Origin of the sequence: Halalkalibacterium halodurans (genome assembly GCF_005671335.1) — a bacterium.
GTDB classification, from domain to species: Bacteria; Bacillota; Bacilli; order Bacillales; family Bacillaceae_D; genus Halalkalibacterium; species Halalkalibacterium halodurans.
This window is the reverse complement of sequence record NZ_CP040441.1, coordinates 2,458,074-2,483,031: the sequence shown is the minus strand read 5'-3', so window position 1 is coordinate 2,483,031 and position 24,958 is coordinate 2,458,074. Positions and strand designations below refer to the sequence as shown.

The following is a 24,958-nucleotide window of genomic DNA, read 5'->3' as shown; positions in this document are numbered from 1 at the left end:
CAAGTAGACTTGTAGTAAAGTTGATCGAAAAAAGACGAGTGATGGCAAAAGGATGCTAGGATTATACTCGGAAATTTCGATTTATTATGAAAAGTGCAGGAAAGGGGATACCTACGAATGGCAAAGTTTACGAGAGAAGACATTTTGCGCATTGCCCAAGAAGATAACGTTCGTTTTATCCGACTTCAATTTACTGATTTACTAGGGACGATTAAAAATGTGGAAATCCCGGTTGATCAATTGCCAAAAGCCCTTGACAACAAAATGATGTTTGATGGCTCATCCATCGAGGGGTTTGTTCGAATTGAGGAATCAGACATGTATTTGTACCCGGATTTAGAAACGTGGGTCATCTTCCCTTGGACACCGGAAAAAGGAAAGGTTGCGCGTCTGATTTGTGATGTCTACCAACCTGGAAAGCCTGGAGAAGAACCAAAACCATTCTTAGGTGATCCTCGTGGCATTTTGAAGCGGGTCCTAAAAGAAGCAGAAGCGCTCGGTTTCACAGCATTTAACATCGGTCCAGAGCCAGAGTTTTTCCTTTTTAAAAATGATGAATCAGGAGAGCCAACGCTTGAGTTAAACGATAAGGGAGGCTATTTTGACCTCGCACCGACGGACTTAGGGGAAAACTGCCGCCGCGATATCGTGCTTGAGCTGGAGGATATGGGCTTTGAAATTGAAGCTTCCCACCATGAAGTGGCCCCAGGCCAGCATGAGATCGACTTTAAATATGCAGACGCTGTGACGACATGTGATAACATTCAAACGTTCAAGCTTGTCGTTAAAACAATTGCTCGCAAACACGGCTTGCATGCCACGTTTATGCCAAAACCACTTTTCGGCGTCAATGGTTCAGGGATGCACTGCAACATGTCCTTGTTCCGCGGGAAAGAAAATGCGTTCTTTGACGAATCAACCGAAAGCCAGTTGAGCGGAACCGCGATGCAATTTTTAGCAGGCATTTTAAAACATGCCGACAGTTTTACAGCGATTACGAATCCAATTGTGAACTCTTATAAGCGCCTTGTCCCAGGCTATGAGGCACCTGTTTATGTTGCTTGGTCGATGCGCAACCGGAGCCCTCTCGTTCGGATTCCATCTTCTCGCGGCTTAAGCACGCGAATCGAAGTTCGTAGCCCAGATCCAGCCGCTAATCCTTACCTTGCAATGGCAGCAATGCTAGCAGCTGGTCTTGATGGCATCAAACGCAAGCTTACACCACCGGCAGCAACAGACCGTAACATTTACGTGATGAGCAAGGAAGAGCGTGATGAAGAGGGAATTCGTGACTTACCATCAACACTAAAAGAAGCAGTCGACAACTTCCTGAAAAATGACGTGCTAGTTGAAGCGATCGGAGAGCATGCCGTGGAGCACTTTGTCGAAGCCAAAGAAATCGAATGGGATATGTTCCGCACCCAAGTGCACCCATGGGAGCGAGACCAGTACATGCAAACCTATTAATCTAAGAAACCCTTGAAGCGATAGGCTTCGGGGGTTTTATTACTTTATAAAATGGTTTACCTTTAAAAGGAACCTGAAATGAGAAAAACATTGGCTTCGAGCGATGAGGCTTGATGAAGTCTAGAAACATAGGTGATTTTGTTAAAATAGTTTATCGGATGGTGATCAAGAATAACAATTTTTTCAGATAAATGAAGTAAAGTATTTACATCTAGGTAAAATAATAGGTAGAATGAAAGTAATAAACCTTAAGGAGCTGATGCAAGACTTGAAACGGGTTAAGTATTGGTTCGATTGCAAGGTCAAAGGTAAACATAGATATGACTACTATACAGAAAAGTGCATTATATGCGGTAAAAGAGCAAACAAGGATACCTGACTAGGTGTCCTATTTTTTAGAGAAGTTAAGACTTTAAGGGAAAAATTTTAAAATAATCGACTATAGATTTTATCACATTCTTGTAAGGGCTTTATCGCTAAGGTTTTTTAGGATTGTAAGGTTTTAAGGATGGGTATGAAAATTGATTGAACACTAGCGTACAACATAAATAAATTGGTATGTAAAATACCAGGATAAGGCTTAACTATAATGTTAGATCTTATAACACGAGGGTTGACGACACATTGCTCTAGTGAATAATTATTTATTGATAAGGGTATTTATGTTGTGTAAAATGTAGTTATCACCTAAGGCACGTACAAAAAATGAAAAGGCCACTGTGCAAGAGTATTCTATGAATGAGGAAACTTGTCCCGCACTCAGGATACACTTATAGGGACGTGAGCAGTACATGCAAACGTATGAATGTAATTCCTGAGGCCTCTTGAGGTGAAGTCACTTCAAGAGGTCTTTCAAAAAGTGATTGCTTTTTCGGGACACCTTTACTTACCGACGGAAAAGTCGGAATATTAAGTGAATGGTTGTTCCTACCTTTTATAAATAGATAGAACACAACAACCTTGGGAGGGAAATCGAAATGGCAAAGTATACGATTGTGGATAAGGAGACCTGTATTGCATGTGGAGCTTGTGGCGCAGCTGCTCCAGATGTTTATGATTATGATGACGAAGGATTGGCATACGTCATTTTAGACGATAACGAAGGGGTTGCCGAAGTACCAGAAGATTTGATCGAAGACATGGAAGATGCCCTTGAAGGCTGCCCTACCGATTCCATTCGCGTAGCAGATGAACCGTTTGAAGGAGATGCCAATAAATTTGAATAATAATTCAAGATGTAAAGCTAACGCGGATTAAAGCCAAGTCAACTTTTGTGTAAAAACAGTAAGAAGCAACGTCAATGGCATGAACCATTGGCGTGTTTTTTTGCTTACAATAGCTGTTAAGTATAAGAACAACTACGGATTTGCTGCCCTTTAAAGGTTCGGCAATCGCTGTGTCTTCTTTAGCTTCAGCACGATTGTACTAGTCAAATTAAATAGTAAAGCTCAAGGAGGGCCCTTGAGCTTTTTCTAGTGTAATGGGTTATAAACAAATAGAACGTTGCATAGATTGGTGGCAGGACAAGTTAATGGATGGTACGAAATACGCCTATGACTTTTCCTAAGATCGTACAAGATGTCAAAATAATAGGTTCCATTGTTGAGTTTTCCGGTTGAAGACGGATGTAATCTTTTTCGCGGAAGAATCTTTTAACGGTAGCCTCGTCTTCTTCTGTCATGGCAACAATGATATCACCGTTATCGGCCGTTTGCTGTTGTCGCACAATGACAAGATCTCCATCAAAGATGCCGGCCTCGATCATGCTGTCCCCTTGAATTCGCAGTGCATATGTGTTGTCGTTGGCTGTTAATTGTTCAGGTAGTGGGAAATATTCTTCCACATTCTCAACAGCTGTAATTGGCAATCCGGCAGTAACTTTCCCGACGACAGGGATATACGTAGCTTTCGCTTCAGTCGTTTCAGATGCCAAATTCTCTAAGTCTAGCACTTCGATCGCGCGAGGCTTCGTTGGGTCGCGACGAATGTACCCTTTTTTCTCTAGCCTAGATAAATGGCCATGAACAGTAGAGCTTGAAGCTAGTCCAACGGCTTCGCCAATTTCGCGAACAGAGGGAGGGTATCCTTTGGCTCGAACTTCTTCTTTGATATAATCTAAAATTTCTTGCTGTCTTCTAGATAGTTTTGACAAGGTGGGGCACCTCTCTTTTCTTTCCTATACTGACTAAATTATACCATGCGAACATATGTAATGCAAACATAAGTTCTAATTTATTGTTGACACAAACAAGTGTTCTTGTTTATGATAAAGGGGAACAAACATTCTTATGAGGTGATTCTCTATGCTTAGACGTTTATCTGGCCAAGAAATTTCATTGTTAGTTGTTGCACTTATTACGTTATTATTGATGTACGGAACGCTTATATTTGCTGATGATAGCGATCCTGCTTCTACCTCTATGTTCTCGTACGAACAAGAGGAGCAACACGAGAACCTTCACGGTCAAGGATCTGTCGTCTATGAATCGATTATGCATAATGACTAAGAGTAGATAGGTTGATGATGTCCATTGAAAGCCATTATTTATTGTCGTGTCAGCACAGAAAAGACGAGCCAAGAAACGTCCTTAGCTCGGCAAAAGCATGAGCTTCTCACCCTTGCAAATAAACATGCGCTAGAAGTCGTTGCTACATTGGAAGAGCGAGCAAGTGGCTTTTCTCTAGACAGGCCTGTATTGTTAGAATGCATAGATGCTTTCCAACGCGGGCAAGCTGATATCCTTCTTTGTCAAGATGATACAAGGCTTGCACGAGGGCATTCGAAGATAGCTTTGTTACATCAGTTACGAAAATTAGGTGTCTCCATCTATACGATTCGTGATCAGGGGGAGCTTCGGCTATCAGAAGCAGATGAAATGGTCCTTGACATTGTAGCGATCGTGGAAGAGTATCAGCGTAAGCTTCATAACAAAAAAATCAAGCGAGGAATGAAACAAGCCGTCAAAAATGGCTATCGTCCCGAACGGAATATAAAACAAGGTGTTTCTGGTGGGAGAGAACGAAAGGAACTGCCGATCAAGGAGATCGTTCGCCTTCGTCAGAAAAACCTAACGTTTCATGAAATTGCCTTAACACTACAAGGTCTTGGATTTAATGTCTCGAAAGCAACGGTGCATCGTCGTTATCAAGAATATATGGACGAGCAGCTTCATGGGGAACAATAGGGCCATTCTTTTGGTTCTCCTTAGTTGCAAGATAGTCAACGTTCATGTAGAGTGATAAGGATGATTGTGAGAAGTTAGGAGGAACAACCGATGCTTTCTAAGCAAAAAATCGAGCGGATCAATGAACTAGCAAAGCGAGCAAAAACAACAGGTCTGACAGATGGTGAGCTTCGCGAGCAAAAAAAATTACGTGAAGAATACATTCAACAATTTCGTCAGTCCTTTAAAAATCAACTACATTCGGTAACGGTCGTCGATGGAGCAGGAAATGACGTAACACCAGATAAATTAAAACAAAGCAAAAATAAGTACCGCAACGACATTCACTAACGCCAGGACAGATTCCTGGCGTTTTCTATCTCTTTAACAATCAAAATGTTAATATATTTGTTTACTAATTAATAATTACATGAATTTTTTTTTAACAAATCCTAAACGAATGCTTGTGCAATCGTCCGATAACGTTTATCATGAAAAGCGAAAAGAACGTTTTCAGTAACGGAAAGGATGAAGACAGACGATGTCGAAACATGTTGAACAGTTAGCAGTCAATACGATTCGAACGCTATCCATTGACAGTGTGGAAAAAGCCAATTCAGGACACCCTGGAATGCCGATGGGAGCAGCGCCGATGGCGTTTTGTTTATGGACGAAATTCATGAACCATAACCCAGCTAATCCAGACTGGGTAAATCGCGATCGCTTTGTTTTATCGGCAGGGCACGGCTCGATGCTTTTGTACAGCCTACTACACCTTACAGGCTACGACCTCTCGCTTGAGGAGTTACAAAACTTCCGACAATGGGGAAGCAAAACACCTGGGCATCCAGAGTATGGGCATACACCTGGTGTAGAAGCGACGACAGGTCCACTTGGACAAGGGGTTGCAATGGCCGTAGGTATGGCAATGGCAGAACGTCATTTAGCTGCTACATACAACCGCGATGGGTATAATATCGTTGACCATTACACCTATACGATTTGTGGAGATGGCGATTTAATGGAAGGTGTTTCAGCAGAAGCAGCGTCTCTTGCTGGTCACTTAAAACTAGGGCGCATGATCTTGTTGTACGATTCCAACGATATTTCCCTTGATGGGGACCTACACCATTCATTCTCTGAAAGCGTAGAGGACCGCTTCAAAGCTTATGGATGGCACGTAGTTCGTGTCGAGGATGGAAACAATCTAGACGAAATTGCGAAAGCGATTGAAGAGGCGAAGGCGGACGAGCGCCCATCGTTAATTGAAGTAAAGACAACCATCGGATTCGGTTCACCGAATAAGGGAGGAAAATCCGTATCTCATGGAGCGCCTCTTGGAGCGGACGAAGTGAAGTTAACAAAGGAAGCCTATGAATGGACATATGAAAATGAATTTCATATCCCAGAAGAAGTGGCTGCTTATTATGAGCAGGTCAAACAGCAAGGAGCTGAGAAGGAAGAGAGCTGGAATGAGCTGTTCGCCCAATATAAAAAAGCATACCCTGAGCTCGCGAGCCAGTTCGAACTAGCTGTTCACGGCGATCTTCCAGAGGGGTGGGATGCTGTTGCGCCATCTTATGAGGTCGGCAAATCAGTTGCCACTCGTTCTTCATCCGGTGAAGCATTGAACGCTTTTGCGAAAACTGTCCCTCAACTCTTTGGTGGCTCAGCTGACTTGGCTTCTTCAAACAAAACGCTCATTAAGGGGGAAGCTAATTTCTCCCGTGATGACTACAGCGGTCGTAACGTTTGGTTTGGTGTTCGGGAATTTGCCATGGGTGCTGCCATGAACGGAATGGCTTTACACGGCGGCTTGAAAGTGTTTGGCGCCACATTTTTCGTCTTCTCTGATTACTTGCGCCCTGCGATTCGTTTAGCTGCTTTAATGCAATTGCCGGTCATCTACGTATTTACTCATGACAGCATTGCAGTTGGCGAAGATGGACCAACACATGAGCCGGTAGAGCAGCTTGCCTCTTTACGTGCGATGCCAGGGTTGTCTGTGATTCGTCCAGCAGACGGAAACGAATCGGTAGCTGCGTGGAAACTCGCACTCGAAAGTAAAGATCAACCGACGGCTCTCGTCTTATCAAGACAAAATTTACCGACTCTTGAAGGCGCAGTGGACCGTGCATATGATGGTGTCTCAAAAGGCGCCTACGTTTTGGCACCAGCTAATGGTTCTGCTGATCTTTTATTACTCGCTTCAGGGTCAGAGGTATCCCTTGCAGTGAATGCCAAAGAAGCCCTTGAGAAAGAGGGTATTCATGCGGCTGTTGTCAGTATGCCTAGCTGGGATCGTTTTGAAGCGCAATCGGCAGACTACAAAGAGGAAGTACTTCCGTCCGATGTGACCGCTCGACTTGCAATTGAAATGGGATCTTCACTTGGCTGGGCGAAATATGTAGGGAATCAAGGGGATGTTGTAGCGATTGATCGCTTTGGTGCATCAGCCCCAGGTGAACGAATCATGGAAGAGTTTGGCTTTACCGTTCAACATGTAGTTGCTCGTGCGAAGGCACTCCTTGAAAACAAATAATTACTGTGGGCTTGCATGGAAAACCATGCGGCCCTTTTTTACGCACTGAGTATTTTTTTGAAAAATCAAAATAATAAAGAAGAGAGCATCTATTTGTCCTTTTAGAGCATTTTCTTCAGAAAAAGTAGGCTTTCGACAAAAAAAGTGTTCTCTTGCTCCACTTTCAGACAAGGTCTTTTTCAAAGAAGCAGTATACTATTGAAAAGAATACATGAAGGGGACGTGGTGAGCGTGAGACAGTACGAGTTGTATTTAATCGTCGACGAGGTGGCTCGGCAATACTTTGGACAAGAGAGCAAACTGTTTCATCTCTTTTTAGAAAAAGAGCATGCCACAAAGGTGAATGAAGCGTTAATAAAAAAACAAATTCAATATATTACAGAAGCGATACCGACGCTTCATCTTCAGCATGTTCTTCACCATTTACAGCCAGCTGGTTTTACGGTGGAAAAGACGAAGACCACCTTTCGCCTTTATGCGAGCCGTTCTGAATCACAAGCCGAACTGTTCATTCAACAAGATCGCTTATTGTTAACGAGCGAGGGGACGATTGATGCTGAAACCACTTTATTTGAAGCGTTGCGAAAAGTGCGAGGAGCGTTTTTTGCCATCGATGTGCAGCGTATGCGGTATGGATGGCTAAATCCGGTCAGGCAAGTGAAGCTCGTCTAAACGATGATCCGATCCTCCGGTAGGGAATTTTTTCATATCTCACTCTTTTAAAAATATAGGATGTACGCTATAATAAATAAGATTGGTCAGGACAAGCCTGGCTTGAGACAGTTTGAAGGAGGATTTTTGGACGTATGAACTGGATGATCTTACTTTGGATTACATTAGGTATTGTCATCGGTATTGCGATTGGCTTTTTTATTGCTCGTAAGACGATGATGTCCTATTTGAAGAAAAACCCACCCATCAATGAGCAAATGCTTCGCGTCATGTTAATGCAAATGGGGCAAAACCCTTCGCAGAAGAAGATTAATCAAATGATGAAAGCGATGCAGAAGCAGCAAAGTAAATAAAACTCAAAACACCTCTAGACTGGGGTGTTTTTTCGTCTATAGAAGGTCTGTCAAATCTGGGGGTGGAGAACTGGTGAAAGTTTTCGTTGATTTATGGTGGTTTTTTAAACAGGAGAAAAAATCTTACGGGTTTGGTATTGTCATGCTCGCGATTGTTTCTTTATTAACACTCGTCCCGCCGCGTGTCGTCGGAATCATTGTTGATCATATTTACGAGGGGACATTAACGATGCCAGTGTTGCTCCAATGGATTGGGGTTTTGGCGGCGCTTGCGCTCATTGTCTATGTTGCACGCTACCTTTGGCGGGTCATGATTTTTGGCGCTTCTCTCCGTTTGGCTCGGCTTCTTCGTAATCAATTGTATACCCATTTTACGAACATGGCCGCTCCCTTTTATCAAAAGCATCGGACAGGAGACTTAATGGCCCATGCCACCAATGATATTCGTGCAATTCAAGCCACGGCGGGGCAAGGGGTACTCACTCTAGTCGACTCGCTAACGATGGGTGGATTCGTGATCCTTACAATGGCGATTACGATTAGCTGGGAGCTTACCTTGATTAGCTTGCTCCCGATGCCTCTTATGGCGCTTCTTACAAGTTATTATGGATCGTTATTACATAAGCGCTTTCACCATGCCCAAGCAGCGTTTTCCTCATTAAATGATAAGGTGCAAGAAAGTGTGACAGGGGTTCGGGTAACAAAAGCATTTGGACAAGAGGAACAAGACATTGAGGCGTTTCGCAAACAATCAGATGATGTGGTGAAGAAAAATGTAGCTGTGGCTCGAGTGGATGCTCTTTTTGACCCGACCATCTCATTGATCGTAGGTCTTTCCTATTTTCTCGCGATCGTTTTCGGCGCCAGGTTCGTTATTGCTGAACAGTTAACGATCGGACAATTAACGAGCTTTACGATTTACTTAGGCTTGCTTATTTGGCCAATGCTTGCTTTCGGATTTTTATTCAACATTGTCGAACGTGGCCGTGCCTCCTATAATCGCGTGTCACAGCTTTTGCAAGCAAAGCAAGAGATTACCGACAGCCGGGCACGCATTCATGTTCCGCCGACAGGACACGTAGACGTTGCGATCGATCAATTTGTTTATCCGAATCAAAAGGAGCCGGCTTTAGCTGACGTTCAGTTTGAATTGAGTGAGGGAGAAACGTTAGGAATCGTAGGGAAAACAGGAGCTGGGAAAACGACCCTTCTCCGTTTACTACAGCGAGAGTATGACATAAAGCAAGGGACGATTATCCTTGACAGTCGACCGATCGAACACTATACACTGGACGCGCTAAAGGCTGCCTTTGGGACCGTGCCGCAAGACCACTTTCTCTTTTCTGCTACGATTGCGGATAACATTGCGTTTGCCAAACCGGATGCCACGATTTCAGAAATCATCCAAGTGAGCCAATTAGCCCATATTCATGACGATATCATACAATTTGAACAAGGGTATGATACCGTCGTAGGCGAACGAGGCGTGACCCTTTCCGGCGGACAAAAACAGCGCGTTTCAATTGCCCGTGCATTGCTTGCTAACCCGAATATTCTCATCCTCGATGATTCTTTGTCTGCAGTCGATGCGAAAACGGAGGAAGCGATCTTATCATCGTTACGAGCAGAACGAAAAGGGAAGACGACGATCATTACCGCCCACCGATTAAGCGCGATTAAACATGCGGATCATATCCTTGTAATGGATGATGGGCGTATCGTTGAACGAGGAACGCATGAAACGTTAATGGAAGCTGGCGGTTGGTACCGGAACATGTATGAAAGACAGCAGCTCGAAACCCTTGTAGAGAAAGGAGGGCGTTCGTCATGATAGATCATAAAGATCGCGTGTTATCAAGTAAAGAACAGCGCACTGTCTTTAAAAGGTTGCTGTCGTATGCGGCCCATTATAAAGGACAGCTCATGGTCGCTTTTCTGTTACTGTTTATTGCCACAGGTGCTCAGCTACTCGGGCCGATCATCGTTAAGATTTTTATCGATGATTATTTAACGCCACGCTATTTTCCAACAGACGTCCTTTTTCTCCTTGGAGCTGGCTATCTTGTCCTTCATTTGACAGCTGTCATCATCGATTATTATCAACTATTTTTGTTTCAAAAAGTTGCCTTGTCCATTGTTCAGCGACTGCGGATTGACGTGTTCTCGAGCGTGCAACGGCTCGGTCTTTCCTTTTTTGACCAAACACCTGCAGGAGGGCTTGTCTCCAGAATAACGAATGACACGGAGTCTATTAAAGAATTGTATGTGACGGTTTTAGCGACGTTTGTGCAAAATATCATATTCTTAATTGGTATTTTTGCCGCCATGTTTTATTTAAATGTGACCTTGGCCATTTACTGTCTTGTTCTTCTACCACTCATTTTTGCTTTAATGCAAGTGTACCGAAAATATAGTTCTCGGTTTTATGCAGATATGAGCGAAAAACTAAGTCTCTTAAATGGACGAATAAACGAATCGATTCAAGGGATGGCTATCATTCAAATGTTTCGCCAAGAACGGCGGATGCGGAAAGAATTTAGCGCCATTAACGACGAGCATTTTTTAGCGGGAATGAAAAGCATGAAGCTGGACGGTTTATTGTTACGTCCAGCGGTTGATGTCTTGTCCATCTTGGCGCTTATGTTGATTTTGAGTTATTTTGGGATCATGTCTATGGACACAGCGGTTGAAATTGGTGTCGTTTACGCCTTCGTCAATTACTTAGACCGTTTTTTTGAGCCGGTTAATCAAATGATGATGCGACTTTCTATGTTTCAGCAAGCGATTGTCTCAGCGGGGCGCGTCTTTAAACTGATGGATCATCGGGAGTTAGCTCCAGATCGTGAGGGGAATGAACATCCAGCGATCATAGGGGAAGGAAATGTGGAATTCCGGAATGTTTCCTTTTCCTATGACGGGAAAACAAACGTTTTAAAAAACATTTCGTTCACGGTGAAAAAAGGAGAGACAGTCGCCCTAGTCGGCCATACGGGTAGTGGAAAAACATCGATCATCAATGTGCTAATGCGATTTTATCCGTTGCAGGATGGGGAAATTCTCATCGATGGTAAACCGCTCACGTCCTTTGAAAATAATGAGCTGCGCGCTAAGGTCGGGCTTGTTTTGCAAGATCCGTTTCTTTATACAGGAACGATTGCGAGCAACATTCGTTTGTATGATCAAGCCATTTCCGATGATCGGATCAAGCGGGCTGCCTCGTTTGTTCGGGCGGATGGATTTATCGAGCGGCTGTCTCATGGTTATGAGACAAAGGTGACGGAGCGGGGAGCAACGTTTTCAAGTGGCCAACGACAACTGCTCTCCTTTGCTCGTACCATGGTCCGTGAGCCGGCGATTCTTATTTTGGACGAGGCAACGGCAAGTGTGGATACGGAGACGGAAGAAGCAATACAAGAAGCACTTGAGCGAATGAAACAAGGACGGACGACGATTGCGATCGCTCACCGATTGTCGACGATAAAGGATGCAGATCAAATTCTCGTTCTTCACCAAGGAGAAATTGTAGAGCGGGGAACTCATGATGAACTCATTGCCAAAAAGGGACTTTATCAAAAAATGTATGTTTTGCAAAAAGGGGATGAACAAGGAGAAGCACTGCTGTCCTAAGTGTGCTATGATTTGACTTTATTATACTCATTTAGAAGTTTGTCAAGCTCCTTGCTTTTTTCTAATGTTTTCGAATGACCTAGCCCGTTTTTTAAACCAGCTTGAATCAGCTGGTTTCGCTTTTGTTCAATTAACCGGCGTAATTGTTTTTCACCTATCATTAATAAGGATCCCTTTCCGCGGTCATGCTATAATGAAGTTGTGTGCTCTCTTGCGATCAATGTGACATTCTTTACATTATTATACTGAGGCTCGGATTAGATCTCAATTAAAAGCTCAACCAAAACTTAGGAATTGTCTAAAAGAATGGAAAGGATCATGAATATTCTTTGGGAAAATGACAAATAGAGTACGTTTTTCCTTATGCGACCATTGAAAGAATATGGACTTTCTTGTAAGGTAAACTATGAGATGCTTCCCGAACGAAGAAAGGGGGGAGCTACTATGAATGACACATATGTGCTCCTGTCTACCATCGGTGCCATTTTCATGGCGACAATGGTACTGATTATCCGATTAAAAGCATCCAAACGGCCAGCAACGGTTAAGAAAATTATCTTGCCACCATTTTTTATGTCAACTGGGTTTTTCATGTTTGTCTACCCACCGTTCCGTCCATCCAGCTGGCAAGTGTTAGAGGCGCTTTGCGTTGGTATGATATTTTCCTTGTTCCTCATTAAAACGTCAAAATTCGAAATTCGTGGGGATCACATCTATTTAAAGCGATCAAAAGCCTTTGTGTTTATCCTAATTGGCTTATTGATTTTGAGAATTGCGTTTAAATTGATCATCGGGGATTCTATTCAATTCGAAGAGTTGGCGGGGATGTTTTTTCTATTAGCATATGGGATGATCATTCCATGGAGAGTCGCCATGTACGTATCGTATAAGAAGTTAGAAAAGCAAATGAGAAAGGAAAATCGCAACAAGGCGATCATTCCAGCAGAAACGTAGGAAAAAAGACAAGCTCTTCGCTAGTTGGAAGCGCTTGTCTTTTTGCTATGTTGCTCAAATAAAGGTTCATATGGGGACACATCGATGTTCAGCTCTGCTAATTTTTTTCGCAAAAATTTATGATCTCGTTTCGGAGTGGCCAAAATGTATCCGCGAATAATCAGCTCCGTGTCGATGCGGCTTGCGTCTTCGTCCAAGGCTAGCTCTCCAATTTTCCCAGCAATTTTCCCTTTTGCCACATCCCGAAACAGCTCGGGAACAGGTTCCACGAGCTCATTTAGAAAAGCCTTTTCCTCGTCTCCCCATAGATGAAGGGTTTTTTCGATATAATAGTCCTGCCAATCCAGTATCGATTTTCCGTCTTCCTTTGGCAGTCGCTTTAAAAACTTGCGGAACATAAAGTAGCCACCGATGAACATTAATGTGATCAACACAATCGTCCATAGTACGATAAACCACATAAACCATGTTGACATGACATTTCACCTCTACTATTCTCTCGACTATCGTACCATAAACGAAAGACAGATTCAGCTATCTGTAATTTCGGCAAAATTTGCAAGTACTTCATGATAACATGATAAATGACACAATTGTAGGCCCTCTACAATGGTTGTTTTGATTTAGCGAAAGGAGGAGCTTGTAAGAGTGGAGGAGCATAAAGCCAAAGTGCAATCACAATTCAGCAAAAGCGCGGAACGTTACGTGACAAGTCAGATCCATGCGAAAGGAAGCGACTTGGCCAAGTTTATGCAAATCGCAGCGCTAAAAGGGAACGAGGAGGTTCTCGATGTGGCAACTGGCGGCGGGCATGTGGCCAATGCGTTCGCTCCGTTTGTAAAAAAGGTCGTTGCGTTCGATTTAACGGAAGATATTTTAAAAGTAGCGCGAGCATTTATTGAGGGGAACGGTCACCAACAGGTGGAGTACGTACAAGGTGATGCTGAACAAATGCCTTTTACTGATGAACGATTTCATATCGTTACATGTCGAATTGCGGCTCATCATTTTCCCAATCCTGCATCTTTTGTTAGCGAAGCCTATCGCGTGTTAAAAAAAGGGGGACAGTTGTTATTGGTTGATAACAGCGCTCCAGAAAACGATGCCTTTGATGTTTTCTACAATTATGTAGAAAAAGAGCGAGATTATAGCCATCATCGCGCCTGGAAAAAGTCAGATTGGTTGAAAATGCTTGAAGAAGCCGGATTTGAACTCGAAGAACTCCACTGTTTTCATAAAACGTTCATCTTTGAAGACTGGTGTGACCGGATGAACGTTACAACAGAAAAGAAACAGGAGCTTTCCGACTTTATCAAAAGCAAGCCAACCGAATATTATCAAAAGTTCAAAATTGTCGTGGAGGATGGAAGAGTGTACTCCTTTAGAGGTGAATCGATTTTAATGAAGGCGAGAAAGCCAACGGTAAAAAATAAAGGTTCATCATAGACCGTGCTGTCGTTTTCATTTAAGATAAAGCTGTATGTTTGGATAACGGCAGCAGGTGAGGTGTAAGTGGTGACATACATTATTAGCTACGGTATACATGTGTTGGTAGCTCTCGTCTTTTTCATCTTGATTCCACTCCCTTATTTGATTAAAGGGAGCTTACTAGACAGAGAAGAGAGCTTTCAAAAGCTCCTCTCGATCTATCAGCCTATTCTTTTGGTAGCCCATGGCGCCCTTGTTGTTAGTGTCGTAAGCGGCTTACTTATGGTTGCTGATTGGACAAGCCTTTGGGTGTGGGGGGTCATCGTGTTATGGATTGCCATCGGTGCATGGCTTGGATTGACGGCAAAAGGGATTCGGCTCTTAAAGGACAATCAAGAGTCAAGTGAGGAACGAGCAGTGCTTGTGACAAACTTGAAAAAGCATAGCTTGTTCCTAATGGTGGCCATTATCGCCATGTTTGCGCTAAAAATCTTTCGCTATTTTTAACATCTGCTTCGATTTGAGCAGGTGTTCTTTTTTTATCAACATAAGAATGCTTGTTCGTTTGTGTCCGGAACACAAATAGACTTTATCAGAATTTCGACGGATGCACAAAGCCAGCAGTATAGATTGCGAGTATACTAACAATAAATTGAGATTTTTAGAAAAAAGGGGGAGAATGTAATGATCATCGGGGTACCGAAAGAGATCAAAAATAATGAGAATCGAGTCGCAATGACACCTGCCAGTGTGATGAGCTTCGTTCAAGCAGGCCACCAAGTGCTTATCGAAAGAGGTGCCGGTTCTGGAAGTGGATTTGATGATATTGATTATGGAGAAGCTGGGGCGACAATTGAGAACGATGCAGCATCTGTTTGGGCAAAAGCGGATATGATCATGAAAGTGAAGGAGCCTCTACCACAAGAGTATGGTTACTTTAGAAAAGGTTTACTCTTATTTACGTACTTACATTTAGCAGCGGAGCCCGAGTTAGCAAAGGCACTTGTGGAAAATGAAGTGACAGCGATTGCCTACGAAACCGTTCAAGTAGGCCGAAGCTTGCCGCTCTTAACACCAATGAGTGAAGTCGCTGGCCGGATGGCAGCGCAAATTGGTGCTCAATTTTTGGAAAAACCAAAAGGCGGACGAGGCATTCTTCTTTCTGGCGTCCCAGGAGTGACCCGCGGGAAAGTAACGATTATTGGTGGAGGTGTCGTTGGGACCAATGCTGCAAAGGTGGCAATGGGACTTGGCGCAGATGTAACGATCGTTGATCTGAGCCCTGAACGTTTGCGCCAATTGGATGATTTATATGGAACCGACATTCAAACGCTTATGTCCAATCCGATGAACATCGCCGAAGCAGTAGCCGCGTCAGATTTAGTCATTGGGGCTGTGCTCATTCCGGGAGCGAAAGCACCGAAGCTTGTAACCGAACAAATGGTTGAACAAATGAAGCCAGGTTCTGTCATCGTGGATGTGGCGATTGACCAAGGGGGCATCGTTGAGACCGTCGATCGGATTACAACACACGATGCACCGACCTATACGAAGCATGGCGTTGTCCATTATGCTGTAGCCAACATGCCAGGGGCGGTTCCGCGAACATCGACGATTGCACTTACCAATGTGACGGTGCCATATGCATTGCAACTTGCGAATAAAGGTGTTAAACGTGCAATTGCCGAAAATGCAGCATTGGCCAAAGGGGTCAATACGGCGAACGGATGGGTAACATATGAGGCAGTAGCTCGAGACTTAGGATATGACTATCAATCTGTGGAAAGCGCGTTAAGCGGGCTTTCTGTTGAAAATGTATAAGGTGTCGGAAAAAAGGTGACGAAACATTGTCACCTTTTTTCTTGCGCTTTGTCATTCAATGTTTTTGAGTGGACAAATATTCGAAGATTGTCGTGAAAGATCGATTCCAATCTCGTCAATTTTCAAATTCCGTGCTACAATAAGCAAGGATGAATGGAAGAAGGAGAGACAGATGGCGTTTAATCAGTGTGAATCGTGTCAGGAGAAAATTAGCCAAAAACAGCGGTGGGCTTCAGCGTTTTTTTCATATCGTCCAATTGTTTGCCAAGAATGTGGGGCTAGTCATCATATTGAGCCTCGTTCAAGAATCAAAGGCTCGATGTTTGTCGTATTTTTTCCACTTTTTCTTGCAATCTTCTTGACAAGTGGTGGCGAAGGGCGACCTTATGAACTAATCCTTACTTACTTGCCACTTGCGCTCCTCGGAATGCTTTATACTGTACATACGGTAAACTATCGAATGATGAACGATGGAGAGAAAGAAGGAGGCAGGCGATGAGTAACGACCAAGCAAAGCTGTTACTTCAGCAGCTAAGAGACGGTGAGCTTGAGTCTGTTCGTATTGAAAAGAACGATTTTCTCATCTTCCGTCAAGTGTTAGCTGAACAAGAGGACATGAAATCCTTTCGTGGCAATGCCCAGAGGGGTGGGGGCGTCATTTACACGTATGAGCCTGGATGGACGAAATAAAGGGAGGAACATTTCCCAGGCAAGCGCAAAAACAACGAAACTCCGACAAATTCTAACATTCTTCTTTCTTGAGCCCCCTTTTAAAGCGAGGAAGAATAGATCAAAAGAACGATTGTGATGAGAAATGATGAAAGGAATCGAATTTTCTTTAAATCCCATGTATAATGGTAGATTGGTGGGGTTAAAAAGTCGTAAAGGAGGGACAGGAAAATGGAGTGGATATTGGTCATTTTGTTTGTCGTAGCGATTGGTTTACTTGTTGCTTCGTTTTTTACTGACCAGACGAAAAAACAAGATGAGCAATTGGAGCGATTTTCCGTTTCTTTAATGGAAGAGATTCAAGAGCTGCAAAAACAGATTCGTCAAATAGAGCTTGACAATGAGATCACGGCTGCAGAAGCAGGGGTCAAGCGAAGCTCGGAGGAACGCCAACTCGTTCGCCAAGTGCTCGACTTACATCAAAGAGGCTACTCAATTGAGAGTATTGCGATGAAAGTTCAGCAGCCTGAGCAAGAGGTTGAGCGTTTAATTGCACCATTTGTAGAAGAAGGGAGGCAAGTAGTTCATGACGCCTAATGCGATGCGAAGCTTTGCAGGGGGAATCCTTATTGCTGCTGGACTGTGCGGGGCAGTCTATTATTTTTCTGGAGATCAGGAAGGACAAGCAGCGGGACCTTCTAATGACTTAACGTTCGAAGAAATGCGGGCATTACTAGAGGCTGAAGGTTATGTCGTGCAAACCGAAGAAGAATGGGAAGTCGAAGTAAGTACAGCTGCGAATATTCGTGTAGAACAAGAAATGGAAGAATTGCTTGCGGACCAAGAAGTGGAAGAAGAAGCGCCTGAAGAAGAAGAGACGACAGATGAGGAAGAGGCCGAAGAGGACCGTTCAGTTGTTTACCGGACGATTTTAACCGTCTCTCCAGGGATGACAAGCATCGATGTTGGACAGGCCCTCGAACGAGCGAGCATCATTGAAAAAGCTAGCGAATTTTCAAAGCGTGTAGAAGATCGTGGACTTGCCAATAAGCTAAAGCCTGGTACGTTTGAGGTTGACAGTGATATGTCCTTGAACGAACTAATCGATGAAATCTTTGACAACTAAAAGTTAGATGTAACACGAGAAATACACAATGTTAAAGGACTAAAGGACGTCACTAACTATATAGTGGTGTCTTTTTTGCATGGTATATTAAATGTATCTCAGTCTTGTAACGGAGAAAGAACATACCCGACGAAACCTACTATCGGACAATGAACTGCTCGAAGGCTAGAGGACGGATATGTTGACGTATTTCAAGGAAATTACAATTTGATTCAGCGGGAAGCTGAACAAGATTTCCTCCCTTACTCAAGAAAAAATGGCATTTCATTCATTCCATTTTTTCCGCTTGCATCTGGTTTATTAGCAGGAAAATATAACGAAGACACCACGTTCCATGATTTTCGTGCAAGTTAGCCGAATCTTAAAGGGGAAGCGTTTATAAACCATTTAAAAAAGTTAACCAACTTCGGAAACTAGCCGACGCGAAACAAACGGAAGTGGTACATCTCGTCCTTGCATGGTATTTGACACAAGAGGCCATTGATGTTTTGATTCCTGAGACAAAACATAGCGAGCAAGTGTTGGACAACTTAAAAACACTTAAAGTGCAGCTAACCGATGAGGAAATAAGACAAATTGATCAATTGTTCCGTCCATAACTAAATCGATTTCATTTTAGTGAAAAAGAGAGGGTAACCCTCTCTTTTTCGGTTTGTCTAGTAAAAAGTAATCGTTTAGTCAATAAATTAAGAAAGTAAGGGTAGTAATTATTAAAAAAATTCTGTATAAAAGCGTTTACAAAAATGAGAGGGTGTTGTAATATAAGCGTAACAACTTGAATTCCACCTTTTTGTAATCGATTTCAAAATCTTTTAATGAATAAACTTAGTTCTTTTGATTGGATAAGGAGGTGATTATACCCAAATAAATTGTAAGTTAGAATGGATGGAAATGTAATCGATTGCAGAAACGAGAAATCAATTGAATCGTTAAGGGGGAACTGAGAATGAAAAAAAATAAAACCATACTTATCGCTTTTAGTATTTTGATGTCTTTACTATTAGCCGCTTGTGGAAGTGGGGGCGAAACGAGCGGAGATGGGAATGGAGAATCAACCGGGGATTCGGGACAAAAAGTAATCGGAGTATCCATTTCTAACTTAGATGAGTTTTTAACATACATGCAGGATGCAATGAAGGAAGAAGCTGCCAATTACCCAGACTTTGAATTCATTTTCAGTGATGCTCAAAATGATAGTACGCAACAGATGGCTCAAGTAGAAAACTTCATCTCTCGTAATGTGGACGCCATTATCGTTAATCCAGTTGATACGACCTCTGCAGTCGATATCGTGAACATGGTTAATGATGCGGGAATTCCAATCATTATCGCCAACCGAACGTTTGATGGAGTAGATCAAGCAACTGCATTTGTAGGTTCTGAATCGATTCAGTCTGGGTTATTACAAATGGAGGAAGTAGCCAAGCTTTTAAATAACGAGGGTAATATTGCCATCATGGATGGAGAACTAGGCCATGAAGCGCAAATCATGCGGACTGAAGGGAACAAGCAGATTATTGAAGAACATGATGGTCTAGAAGTGGTTTTACAAGGAACGGCGAAGTTTGATCGCTCAGAAGGTATGAGATTAATGGAAAACTGGCTGAACTCTGGGACGGAAATTGATGCAGTTGTAGCGAACAATGATGAAATGGCCCTTGGAGCAATTCTTGCGTTAGAGGCTGTAGGTAAACTGGATGACGTCATTGTCGCAGGTATTGATGCAACCCCGGCAGCCCTTGAAGCCATGAAGGAAGGAAAGCTTGATGTTACGGTTTTCCAAGATGCTAAAGGGCAAGGGGCAACGAGTGTAAAGGTTGCTGTACAGGCAGCCAATGGAGAAGATGTGGAAGATGCTATGATTCCATACGAACTTGTCACGCCAGAAAATGTGGAAGAGTACGAGGCGAAATATTAATCTAATACGGAAAGCGTGAAAGGAAGCTGTTATTCGGTTTCCTTTCACGACTAGTAATCCTATGGATATGGGAGGACTATACATGGGTGAACATTTTTTATTAGAAATGGTAGACATCACAAAGGAATTCCCCGGCGTGAAGGCGCTCGATCGGGTTCAATTAAAAGTGAGAAAAGGCTCCGTCCATGCATTAATGGGGGAAAATGGCGCTGGGAAATCAACGTTAATGAAAATCTTAATCGGCATGTACAAACCGAACGAGGGAAAAATTATTTTTGATGGTGAGGAAGTGACGTTTAACAGTATTAACGACGCTCTCGATAAAGGGATATCGATGATCCATCAAGAGTTAAGTCCAATTCCAGAGATGACAGTAGCAGAAAATATATTTTTAGGCAGAGAGCCTACCTTTGGAAAGAGTGGGCTCGTAGACAATAAAAAACTAATAGAAATGACACGGAATTTGTTAGAAAGTTTAGAGATAAACATCGATCCAAGAAAAAAGATGGGCGAGCTTAGCATAGCCAATACGCAAATGATTGAAATCGCGAAAGCCATATCTTTTCATTCAAAGCTTGTCATTATGGATGAGCCGACATCTGCCATCACAGAAAAGGAAGTAGCACAGCTTTTCAAAATGATTGAATCATTGAAAAAGAAAGGTGTTGGCATTATATACATTACTCATAAAATGAGCGAACTGGATGAAGTTGCTGATGACATTTCTGTTTTTCGTGATGGCAAGTACATTGGTACGGATACAGCGAAAAACTTAACGAGAGATGACTTGATTAAAATGATGGTCGGTCGCGAATTGAACCAAATTTTTGATAAACCTGAACCGAAGCTTGGCGAAGTGATCCTTTCCGTAAAAAGCCTAACAAAACAAGACTACTTTGAAGACGTTAGCTTTGAAGTCCGGAAAGGAGAAATTGTTGGATTTGCAGGCTTAATGGGTTCAGGAAGAACCGAAGTGCTTGAGACGATCTTCGGCGTCAAGGAAGCCGAATCAGGGGAAATTTTTGTAAACGGGCAAAAAGCTAGAATAAAGAGCCCGCAGGATGCTGTGAAGAACAATATGGGTTTTTTAACGGAGGACCGCAAGTTGACAGGTTTATTTCTTCCCTTGTCGGTTAGGGAGAACATGATCACTGTCAATATCGATAAATACATTAACATGGGTTGGCTTAATGGAAAACGAGTGAAAAAAGATTGCGAGCAACAAAAACAAAAGCTCTACATCAAAACTCCGTCCATTGAACAGATCGTTGAAAATCTGAGCGGGGGTAATCAACAGAAAGTCTTGCTTGCTAGATGGCTTTTAAAAAACCCAGATATTTTGTTTCTCGATGAACCGACTCGAGGAATCGATGTAGGGGCAAAATCAGAATTTTACAATTTAATCTTTGAATTAGCGAGTCAAGGGAAAGCAATCGTTGTTGTATCATCAGAGATGGCAGAAATTCTTGGGTTGTGTGATCGAATTTTGGTTATGCATGAAGGGAAGGTTACCGGGGAGCTCACACGGGAGGAAGCGAACCAGGAGAAGATTATGCAATATGCGACAGGCCAAGCAAAAATGGCGAAAAAGCTTCACGTTCATAACAATTTCGAACAAACGGTTACAGCCAATAAGATAGAGATCGGTTGATGTATGAACAGAATGGAGGAAGGATACCATGAGTCTAGAGATAGAGAGAAATAAATCTAGTCAAACAAAAGAAATCGCGAAGCATATCCTTAAAAAGTACGGAATTTTTCTAATTTTGATATTACTCATCGCGTTAATGTCTATTTTAACACCACACTTTTTAACATCGACAAACTTAGTAAATATCGTTAGACAGATGTCGATAATCGGTATTCTCGCTATCGGCGTTACACCGATTATCATCACGAAAGGAATCGATTTATCTTCAGGTTCTCTTATCGCTCTCGTTTCCGTTGTCGTAGCTAGCTTTGCTCAAGGCGATTCAATCATGCTACCGATTTTAATGGGAGTTGGCGTCGGGCTGCTTATCGGTCTTATTAACGGGACATTAGTAGCGAAAGCGATGCTTGCACCGTTTATCGTCACGCTAGGGATGATGACAGCGGCAAGGGGAGCGGCCATGCTCTACAGTGATGGACGACCAATCGGAGGATTAAATGAGAAGTTCGCTTTTATCGGTCAAGGTGTGATCTTCGGAATCCCTGTACCTGTTCTCATTTTTGCCTTCGTTGGTATCGTGACATGGGTTTTGCTTAATAAAACAAAATACGGAAAATACATTTATGCCATTGGTGGGAATGAGCAAGCAGCCATTACAGCAGGGATTAATGTAAGTCGAGTGAAGATGTTCGTTTATTCGTATGCTGGTCTTTTAGCAGGGATTGCCGGAATCATCTTAACGTCAAGAATTTCGTCCGGTCAGCCGCAAGCGGGTGTCATGTTTGAGCTCGATGCGATTGCTTCAGCCGTTATCGGTGGAACGAGTCTGTTTGGTGGAATTGGAACGGTCGGTGGAACGATCATCGGTGCTCTCATTATTGGCGTAATGAACAATGGACTGGATCTCCTAGGAGTAAGCTCTTACTGGCAGCAAATTGTCAAAGGGGCCATCATCGTTTCAGCTGTTTACATTGATACGAGAAAAAACAGACAGAAAAAGTAGGCAAGCCACATTGATTGTCGTTCATAACAATACCGATTCATTATTGGTCGGCATTTACAACAAAATGAGAAGTATAGACTTAAATGAAAAAAAGATCTGAATTCGTCCTGAGGGCGTAGATTCCGATCTTTTTTAATGGCAAGTAAAGAAAAAAGTTTTATCTATCGAAAAATAAAAATAAGTCAAAACGCACGGTTGAAAGCGTTTTATTTGGTGTGATAGTACTCGTGAGTATGGCTGTTTTGCTAGTAAGTTCATTCCTCGTGTTCAGTGGAAGCATGGAATTAGCCGCTTATAAAGGAACGGCTTTCGTTTAGACCAGCTTATATTTTGTCACAGCCACTTATTGGGCAAAACTAAAAGAAGCGGGGTGATTTGAAAACGATTTCAGATATTTCGAAGGAAGAATAGCGAAGAATTAAGGCAGTTAGAATGGCTATACACTCATTTTTTAACGGGAGAACAATTAATCTGCCATTCAAAAAAACACTGAAAGTACATGAAAAACTATTGACTGAAAGCGCTTTTAATATTATTCTGGACAAAAGGACATAGAAGTTGTGAAAGCATTGAAAGTGAGAGGGCTTGAACAACATATTTTTTAGGAAATCAATGAAATCGATTACAATAACGATTCATAGTAGGAGGTTCAGTCAATGAGTCAATTGCTTCGTAAGCCAGAGCGAGCAGAAATAAGTAAAGGAGTAACACTTGTCCACGATGTGACAGCTGACAACGCTTCTTTAGAATACGTATCGTTTAAGGCATTAGATCTTTCACAAGGGGCAACTTATTCAGAAACTTTAGAAAACAAAGAATGCTGCATTGTCGTTGTAACAGGGAAGGTTCATGTGACCGATCATGAGGTGACGTTTGAGAATATTGGAACGCGTGAATCTGTTTTTGAAAAGAAGCCAACCGACAGTGTTTATGTTTCAAATAATCAAACGTTTTCGATTGAGGCGGTCACCGGAGCGCGGGTAGCTCTTTGCTACGCCCCTTCGAAAAATCAACTTCCAACTAAGCTTATCAAGGCTGAGGATAATGGCGTTGAGCATCGGGGCAAGGGGAATAATCAGCGAATGGTACACAATATTCTACCCGATTCAGACCCTTCTGCTAATAGTCTTCTTGTCGTTGAGGTTTTTACAGAAAGCGGAAACTGGTCTAGCTATCCTCCGCACAAGCATGATCGCGATTTATTGCCTGAAGAATCGTTATTAGAGGAAACATATTACCATGAGGTCAATCCTAAGCAAGGGTTTGTCTTCCAACGTGTATACACGGATGACCGCTCCCTTGATGAAACGATGACGGTGGAGAATGAGAACATGGTTATCGTACCTAAAGGATACCACCCTGTTGGCGTGCCGGAAGGGTATGCGTCCTACTATTTAAATGTGATGGCTGGACCTAAGCGAATTTGGAAGTTTTTTAATGATCCGGCCCATGAATGGATTATTGAGTAATTTAGCGACTTCGCGAAAGCTGTACCACTTTAAAGAACGTAGCTTAGCCAAGTATTTTTGAAGAAATTTTAAAAGGAGTGGTCTTTTCATGACCTATGAACTTTCAACAGATCGAGAGTTTGATTTGATTGCGATTGGGCGTGCATGCATTGACTTAAATGCTGTTGAATACAACAGACCGATGGAAGAGACAATGACGTTCTCTAAATATGTAGGCGGGTCCCCTGCTAATATTGTTATCGGGAGCTCAAAGCTAGGACTGAAGGCAGGCTTTATCGGGAAAATCGCAGACGATCAACACGGGCGGTTTATCGAATCCTACATGAGAGGTGTTGGGGTGGATACGTCCAACCTTGTCGTTGATCAGGAGGGACATAAAACAGGTTTAGCGTTTACAGAGATTAAGAGTCCCGAAGAATGCAGCATTTTAATGTATCGTCAAGATGTGGCTGACCTTTACTTATCCCCAGAAGAGGTGAATGAGGCGTACATTAGACGGTCTAAGCTATTGCTTGTTTCAGGTACCGCACTATCAAAGAGCCCATCTCGGGAAGCGGTGTTGAAAGCGATTCGTTTGGCCAAGCGAAACGATGTAAAGGTTGTTTTTGAGTTAGATTACCGTCCGTACTCTTGGGAAACACCAGAAGAAACAGCAGTCTATTATTCCCTTGTAGCGGAGCAGTCTGATATCGTCATTGGAACACGGGAAGAATTTGATGTGCTCGAGAACCGTACAGAAAAAGGGGACAATGATGAGACGATCCGTTACCTTTTCAAGCATTCTCCAGAATTGATCGTCATTAAGCACGGGGTTGAAGGTTCTTTTGCTTATACGAAGGCCGGGGAAGCGTATCGCGGCTACGCTTATAAAACGAAAGTGCTGAAAACGTTCGGCGCAGGTGACTCCTACGCATCCGCTTTCTTGTATGCGTTGATTTCAGGAAAAGGGATCGAGACGGCATTAAAATACGGTAGCGCTTCGGCGTCAATCGTTGTGAGCAAGCATAGTTCATCTGACGCAATGCCGTCTGTGGAAGAAATTGAAGCGCTAATTGAAAAAGATGAAACGATTACGATCGCATAGAGGTGACGGC

Annotated in this window: 26 protein-coding genes and 1 pseudogene; 24 read left to right on the top strand and 3 right to left on the bottom strand. The window is 42.8% G+C overall.

What is annotated here, in order from left to right; translation table 11 throughout:
* Positions 1–117 precede the first annotated feature (117 nt).
* Together glnA and FED51_RS11990 are read left to right on the top strand one after the other, a co-directional pair.
* On the top strand, positions 118–1,467 hold the full coding sequence (glnA, locus tag FED51_RS11995; RefSeq protein ID WP_053430995.1) for a type I glutamate--ammonia ligase: 1,350 nt from the start codon (positions 118–120) through the stop codon (positions 1,465–1,467).
* Positions 1,468–2,444: 977 nt separating this feature from the next.
* Positions 2,445–2,693, top strand: coding sequence for a ferredoxin (locus FED51_RS11990; RefSeq protein ID WP_010898511.1), 249 nt, complete (start codon positions 2,445–2,447; stop codon positions 2,691–2,693).
* A gap of 302 nt (positions 2,694–2,995) precedes the next feature.
* On the opposite strand, the gene lexA is transcribed toward FED51_RS11990, so the two are convergent.
* Positions 2,996–3,619, bottom strand: a complete 624-nt coding sequence (gene lexA, locus FED51_RS11985; protein WP_053430996.1) for a transcriptional repressor LexA — start codon at positions 3,617–3,619, stop codon at positions 2,996–2,998.
* Positions 3,620–3,770: 151 nt separating this feature from the next.
* Between lexA and FED51_RS11980 the strand changes: the two genes are divergently transcribed.
* The 8 genes from FED51_RS11980 (at position 3,771) to FED51_RS11945 (ending at position 11,825) form a co-directional block, all read left to right on the top strand.
* Positions 3,771–3,974, top strand: coding sequence for a hypothetical protein (locus FED51_RS11980; protein WP_010898509.1), 204 nt, complete (start codon positions 3,771–3,773; stop codon positions 3,972–3,974).
* A 24-nt stretch (positions 3,975–3,998) separates the two neighbouring features.
* On the top strand, positions 3,999–4,652 hold the full coding sequence (locus FED51_RS11975; RefSeq protein WP_010898508.1) for a YneB family resolvase-like protein: 654 nt from the start codon (positions 3,999–4,001) through the stop codon (positions 4,650–4,652).
* A 90-nt stretch (positions 4,653–4,742) separates the two neighbouring features.
* Positions 4,743–4,982 (top strand): DUF896 domain-containing protein, encoded by a 240-nt coding sequence (locus tag FED51_RS11970; RefSeq protein WP_053430997.1) that lies wholly within the window; start codon positions 4,743–4,745, stop codon positions 4,980–4,982.
* Positions 4,983–5,172: 190 nt separating this feature from the next.
* Positions 5,173–7,173, top strand: a complete 2,001-nt coding sequence (tkt, locus tag FED51_RS11965) for a transketolase (protein WP_053430998.1) — start codon at positions 5,173–5,175, stop codon at positions 7,171–7,173.
* A 231-nt stretch (positions 7,174–7,404) separates the two neighbouring features.
* Positions 7,405–7,845: a sporulation inhibitor of replication protein SirA gene (gene sirA, locus FED51_RS11960; protein ID WP_010898505.1), complete on the top strand. Its 441-nt coding sequence runs from the start codon at positions 7,405–7,407 to the stop codon at positions 7,843–7,845.
* A 134-nt stretch (positions 7,846–7,979) separates the two neighbouring features.
* Positions 7,980–8,198: a YneF family protein gene (locus tag FED51_RS11955; protein ID WP_010898504.1), complete on the top strand. Its 219-nt coding sequence runs from the start codon at positions 7,980–7,982 to the stop codon at positions 8,196–8,198.
* A gap of 73 nt (positions 8,199–8,271) precedes the next feature.
* Positions 8,272–10,029, top strand: coding sequence for an ABC transporter transmembrane domain-containing protein (locus FED51_RS11950; RefSeq protein WP_053430999.1), 1,758 nt, complete (start codon positions 8,272–8,274; stop codon positions 10,027–10,029).
* Positions 10,026–11,825, top strand: a complete 1,800-nt coding sequence (locus FED51_RS11945; RefSeq protein ID WP_010898491.1) for an ABC transporter ATP-binding protein — start codon at positions 10,026–10,028, stop codon at positions 11,823–11,825. The genes FED51_RS11950 and FED51_RS11945 overlap by 4 nt, the downstream gene beginning before the upstream one ends.
* 5 nt (positions 11,826–11,830) lie before the next feature.
* Here FED51_RS11945 and FED51_RS11940 read toward each other — a convergent pair whose 3' ends face one another.
* Entirely contained in the window at positions 11,831–11,986 is a 156-nt protein-coding gene (locus FED51_RS11940; protein WP_010898490.1) for an aspartyl-phosphate phosphatase Spo0E family protein, read from the bottom strand.
* 283 nt (positions 11,987–12,269) lie between these two features.
* On the opposite strand from FED51_RS11940, the gene FED51_RS11935 reads away from it, so the two are divergent.
* A complete protein-coding gene (locus tag FED51_RS11935) occupies positions 12,270–12,779 on the top strand; it encodes a CcdC family protein (RefSeq protein WP_010898489.1) in 510 nt (169 codons plus the stop codon).
* Between the two features lie 20 nt (positions 12,780–12,799).
* On the opposite strand, the gene FED51_RS11930 is transcribed toward FED51_RS11935, so the two are convergent.
* On the bottom strand, positions 12,800–13,255 hold the full coding sequence (locus FED51_RS11930) for a DUF2621 domain-containing protein (protein ID WP_053431000.1): 456 nt from the start codon (positions 13,253–13,255) through the stop codon (positions 12,800–12,802).
* 172 nt (positions 13,256–13,427) lie between these two features.
* On the opposite strand from FED51_RS11930, the gene FED51_RS11925 reads away from it, so the two are divergent.
* The 13 genes and pseudogenes from FED51_RS11925 to iolC all read left to right on the top strand — a co-directional run bounded on the left by FED51_RS11925 (position 13,428) and on the right by iolC (position 24,948).
* Positions 13,428–14,225 carry a class I SAM-dependent methyltransferase gene (locus FED51_RS11925; protein ID WP_053431001.1) on the top strand — a complete coding sequence of 266 codons (798 nt, stop codon included), beginning with the start codon at positions 13,428–13,430 and terminating at the stop codon, positions 14,223–14,225.
* A 66-nt stretch (positions 14,226–14,291) separates the two neighbouring features.
* Positions 14,292–14,714, top strand: coding sequence for a hypothetical protein (locus tag FED51_RS11920; RefSeq protein WP_233443822.1), 423 nt, complete (start codon positions 14,292–14,294; stop codon positions 14,712–14,714).
* 177 nt (positions 14,715–14,891) lie between these two features.
* Complete coding sequence (gene ald, locus FED51_RS11915) at positions 14,892–16,028, top strand: alanine dehydrogenase (protein WP_053431002.1); 1,137 nt, start codon at positions 14,892–14,894, stop codon at positions 16,026–16,028.
* A 172-nt stretch (positions 16,029–16,200) separates the two neighbouring features.
* Positions 16,201–16,527, top strand: coding sequence for a TIGR04104 family putative zinc finger protein (locus FED51_RS11910; protein WP_010898484.1), 327 nt, complete (start codon positions 16,201–16,203; stop codon positions 16,525–16,527).
* Complete coding sequence (locus tag FED51_RS11905) at positions 16,524–16,718, top strand: hypothetical protein (RefSeq protein ID WP_010898483.1); 195 nt, start codon at positions 16,524–16,526, stop codon at positions 16,716–16,718. Before FED51_RS11910 ends, FED51_RS11905 begins: the two co-directional genes overlap by 4 nt.
* A 210-nt stretch (positions 16,719–16,928) precedes the next feature.
* Positions 16,929–17,294, top strand: a complete 366-nt coding sequence (locus FED51_RS11900) for a hypothetical protein (protein WP_053431003.1) — start codon at positions 16,929–16,931, stop codon at positions 17,292–17,294.
* The gene (locus tag FED51_RS11895; RefSeq protein ID WP_010898481.1) at positions 17,284–17,823 is read left to right on the top strand and encodes a hypothetical protein; all 540 of its coding nucleotides are present in this window, start codon (positions 17,284–17,286) and stop codon (positions 17,821–17,823) included. The genes FED51_RS11900 and FED51_RS11895 overlap by 11 nt, the downstream gene beginning before the upstream one ends.
* 168 nt (positions 17,824–17,991) lie before the next feature.
* Positions 17,992–18,422: pseudogene (locus tag FED51_RS11890) on the top strand (aldo/keto reductase); the annotation flags it as partial.
* A 347-nt stretch (positions 18,423–18,769) separates the two neighbouring features.
* Positions 18,770–19,741 carry a sugar ABC transporter substrate-binding protein gene (locus tag FED51_RS11885; protein ID WP_010898479.1) on the top strand — a complete coding sequence of 324 codons (972 nt, stop codon included), beginning with the start codon at positions 18,770–18,772 and terminating at the stop codon, positions 19,739–19,741.
* 82 nt (positions 19,742–19,823) lie between these two features.
* On the top strand, positions 19,824–21,392 hold the full coding sequence (locus FED51_RS11880) for a sugar ABC transporter ATP-binding protein (RefSeq protein WP_053431004.1): 1,569 nt from the start codon (positions 19,824–19,826) through the stop codon (positions 21,390–21,392).
* Positions 21,393–21,420: 28 nt separating this feature from the next.
* Entirely contained in the window at positions 21,421–22,395 is a 975-nt protein-coding gene (locus FED51_RS11875) for an ABC transporter permease (RefSeq protein WP_010898477.1), read from the top strand.
* A 656-nt stretch (positions 22,396–23,051) separates the two neighbouring features.
* Positions 23,052–23,864, top strand: a complete 813-nt coding sequence (gene iolB / locus FED51_RS11870) for a 5-deoxy-glucuronate isomerase (RefSeq protein WP_010898476.1) — start codon at positions 23,052–23,054, stop codon at positions 23,862–23,864.
* Between the two features lie 88 nt (positions 23,865–23,952).
* Positions 23,953–24,948, top strand: coding sequence for a 5-dehydro-2-deoxygluconokinase (gene iolC, locus FED51_RS11865; RefSeq protein WP_010898475.1), 996 nt, complete (start codon positions 23,953–23,955; stop codon positions 24,946–24,948).
* Positions 24,949–24,958 lie beyond the last annotated feature (10 nt).

What these genes read in the sequence shown, in the direction of transcription:
- glnA (WP_053430995.1), top strand. Translation starts at nt 118, where the DNA reads ATGGCAAAGTTTACGAGAGAAGACATTTTGCGCATTGCCCAAGAAGAT.
- FED51_RS11990 (WP_010898511.1), top strand. Translation starts at nt 2,445, where the DNA reads ATGGCAAAGTATACGATTGTGGATAAGGAGACCTGTATTGCATGTGGA.
- FED51_RS11980 (WP_010898509.1), top strand. Translation starts at nt 3,771, where the DNA reads ATGCTTAGACGTTTATCTGGCCAAGAAATTTCATTGTTAGTTGTTGCA.
- FED51_RS11970 (WP_053430997.1), top strand. Translation starts at nt 4,743, where the DNA reads ATGCTTTCTAAGCAAAAAATCGAGCGGATCAATGAACTAGCAAAGCGA.
- tkt (WP_053430998.1), top strand. Translation starts at nt 5,173, where the DNA reads ATGTCGAAACATGTTGAACAGTTAGCAGTCAATACGATTCGAACGCTA.
- FED51_RS11955 (WP_010898504.1), top strand. Translation starts at nt 7,980, where the DNA reads ATGAACTGGATGATCTTACTTTGGATTACATTAGGTATTGTCATCGGT.
- FED51_RS11945 (WP_010898491.1), top strand. Translation starts at nt 10,026, where the DNA reads ATGATAGATCATAAAGATCGCGTGTTATCAAGTAAAGAACAGCGCACT.
- FED51_RS11940 (WP_010898490.1), bottom strand. Translation starts at nt 11,986, where the DNA reads ATGATAGGTGAAAAACAATTACGCCGGTTAATTGAACAAAAGCGAAAC.
- FED51_RS11935 (WP_010898489.1), top strand. Translation starts at nt 12,270, where the DNA reads ATGAATGACACATATGTGCTCCTGTCTACCATCGGTGCCATTTTCATG.
- FED51_RS11930 (WP_053431000.1), bottom strand. Translation starts at nt 13,255, where the DNA reads ATGTCAACATGGTTTATGTGGTTTATCGTACTATGGACGATTGTGTTG.
- ald (WP_053431002.1), top strand. Translation starts at nt 14,892, where the DNA reads ATGATCATCGGGGTACCGAAAGAGATCAAAAATAATGAGAATCGAGTC.
- FED51_RS11910 (WP_010898484.1), top strand. Translation starts at nt 16,201, where the DNA reads ATGGCGTTTAATCAGTGTGAATCGTGTCAGGAGAAAATTAGCCAAAAA.
- FED51_RS11905 (WP_010898483.1), top strand. Translation starts at nt 16,524, where the DNA reads ATGAGTAACGACCAAGCAAAGCTGTTACTTCAGCAGCTAAGAGACGGT.
- FED51_RS11900 (WP_053431003.1), top strand. Translation starts at nt 16,929, where the DNA reads ATGGAGTGGATATTGGTCATTTTGTTTGTCGTAGCGATTGGTTTACTT.
- FED51_RS11895 (WP_010898481.1), top strand. Translation starts at nt 17,284, where the DNA reads ATGACGCCTAATGCGATGCGAAGCTTTGCAGGGGGAATCCTTATTGCT.
- FED51_RS11885 (WP_010898479.1), top strand. Translation starts at nt 18,770, where the DNA reads ATGAAAAAAAATAAAACCATACTTATCGCTTTTAGTATTTTGATGTCT.
- FED51_RS11880 (WP_053431004.1), top strand. Translation starts at nt 19,824, where the DNA reads ATGGGTGAACATTTTTTATTAGAAATGGTAGACATCACAAAGGAATTC.
- FED51_RS11875 (WP_010898477.1), top strand. Translation starts at nt 21,421, where the DNA reads ATGAGTCTAGAGATAGAGAGAAATAAATCTAGTCAAACAAAAGAAATC.
- iolB (WP_010898476.1), top strand. Translation starts at nt 23,052, where the DNA reads ATGAGTCAATTGCTTCGTAAGCCAGAGCGAGCAGAAATAAGTAAAGGA.
- iolC (WP_010898475.1), top strand. Translation starts at nt 23,953, where the DNA reads ATGACCTATGAACTTTCAACAGATCGAGAGTTTGATTTGATTGCGATT.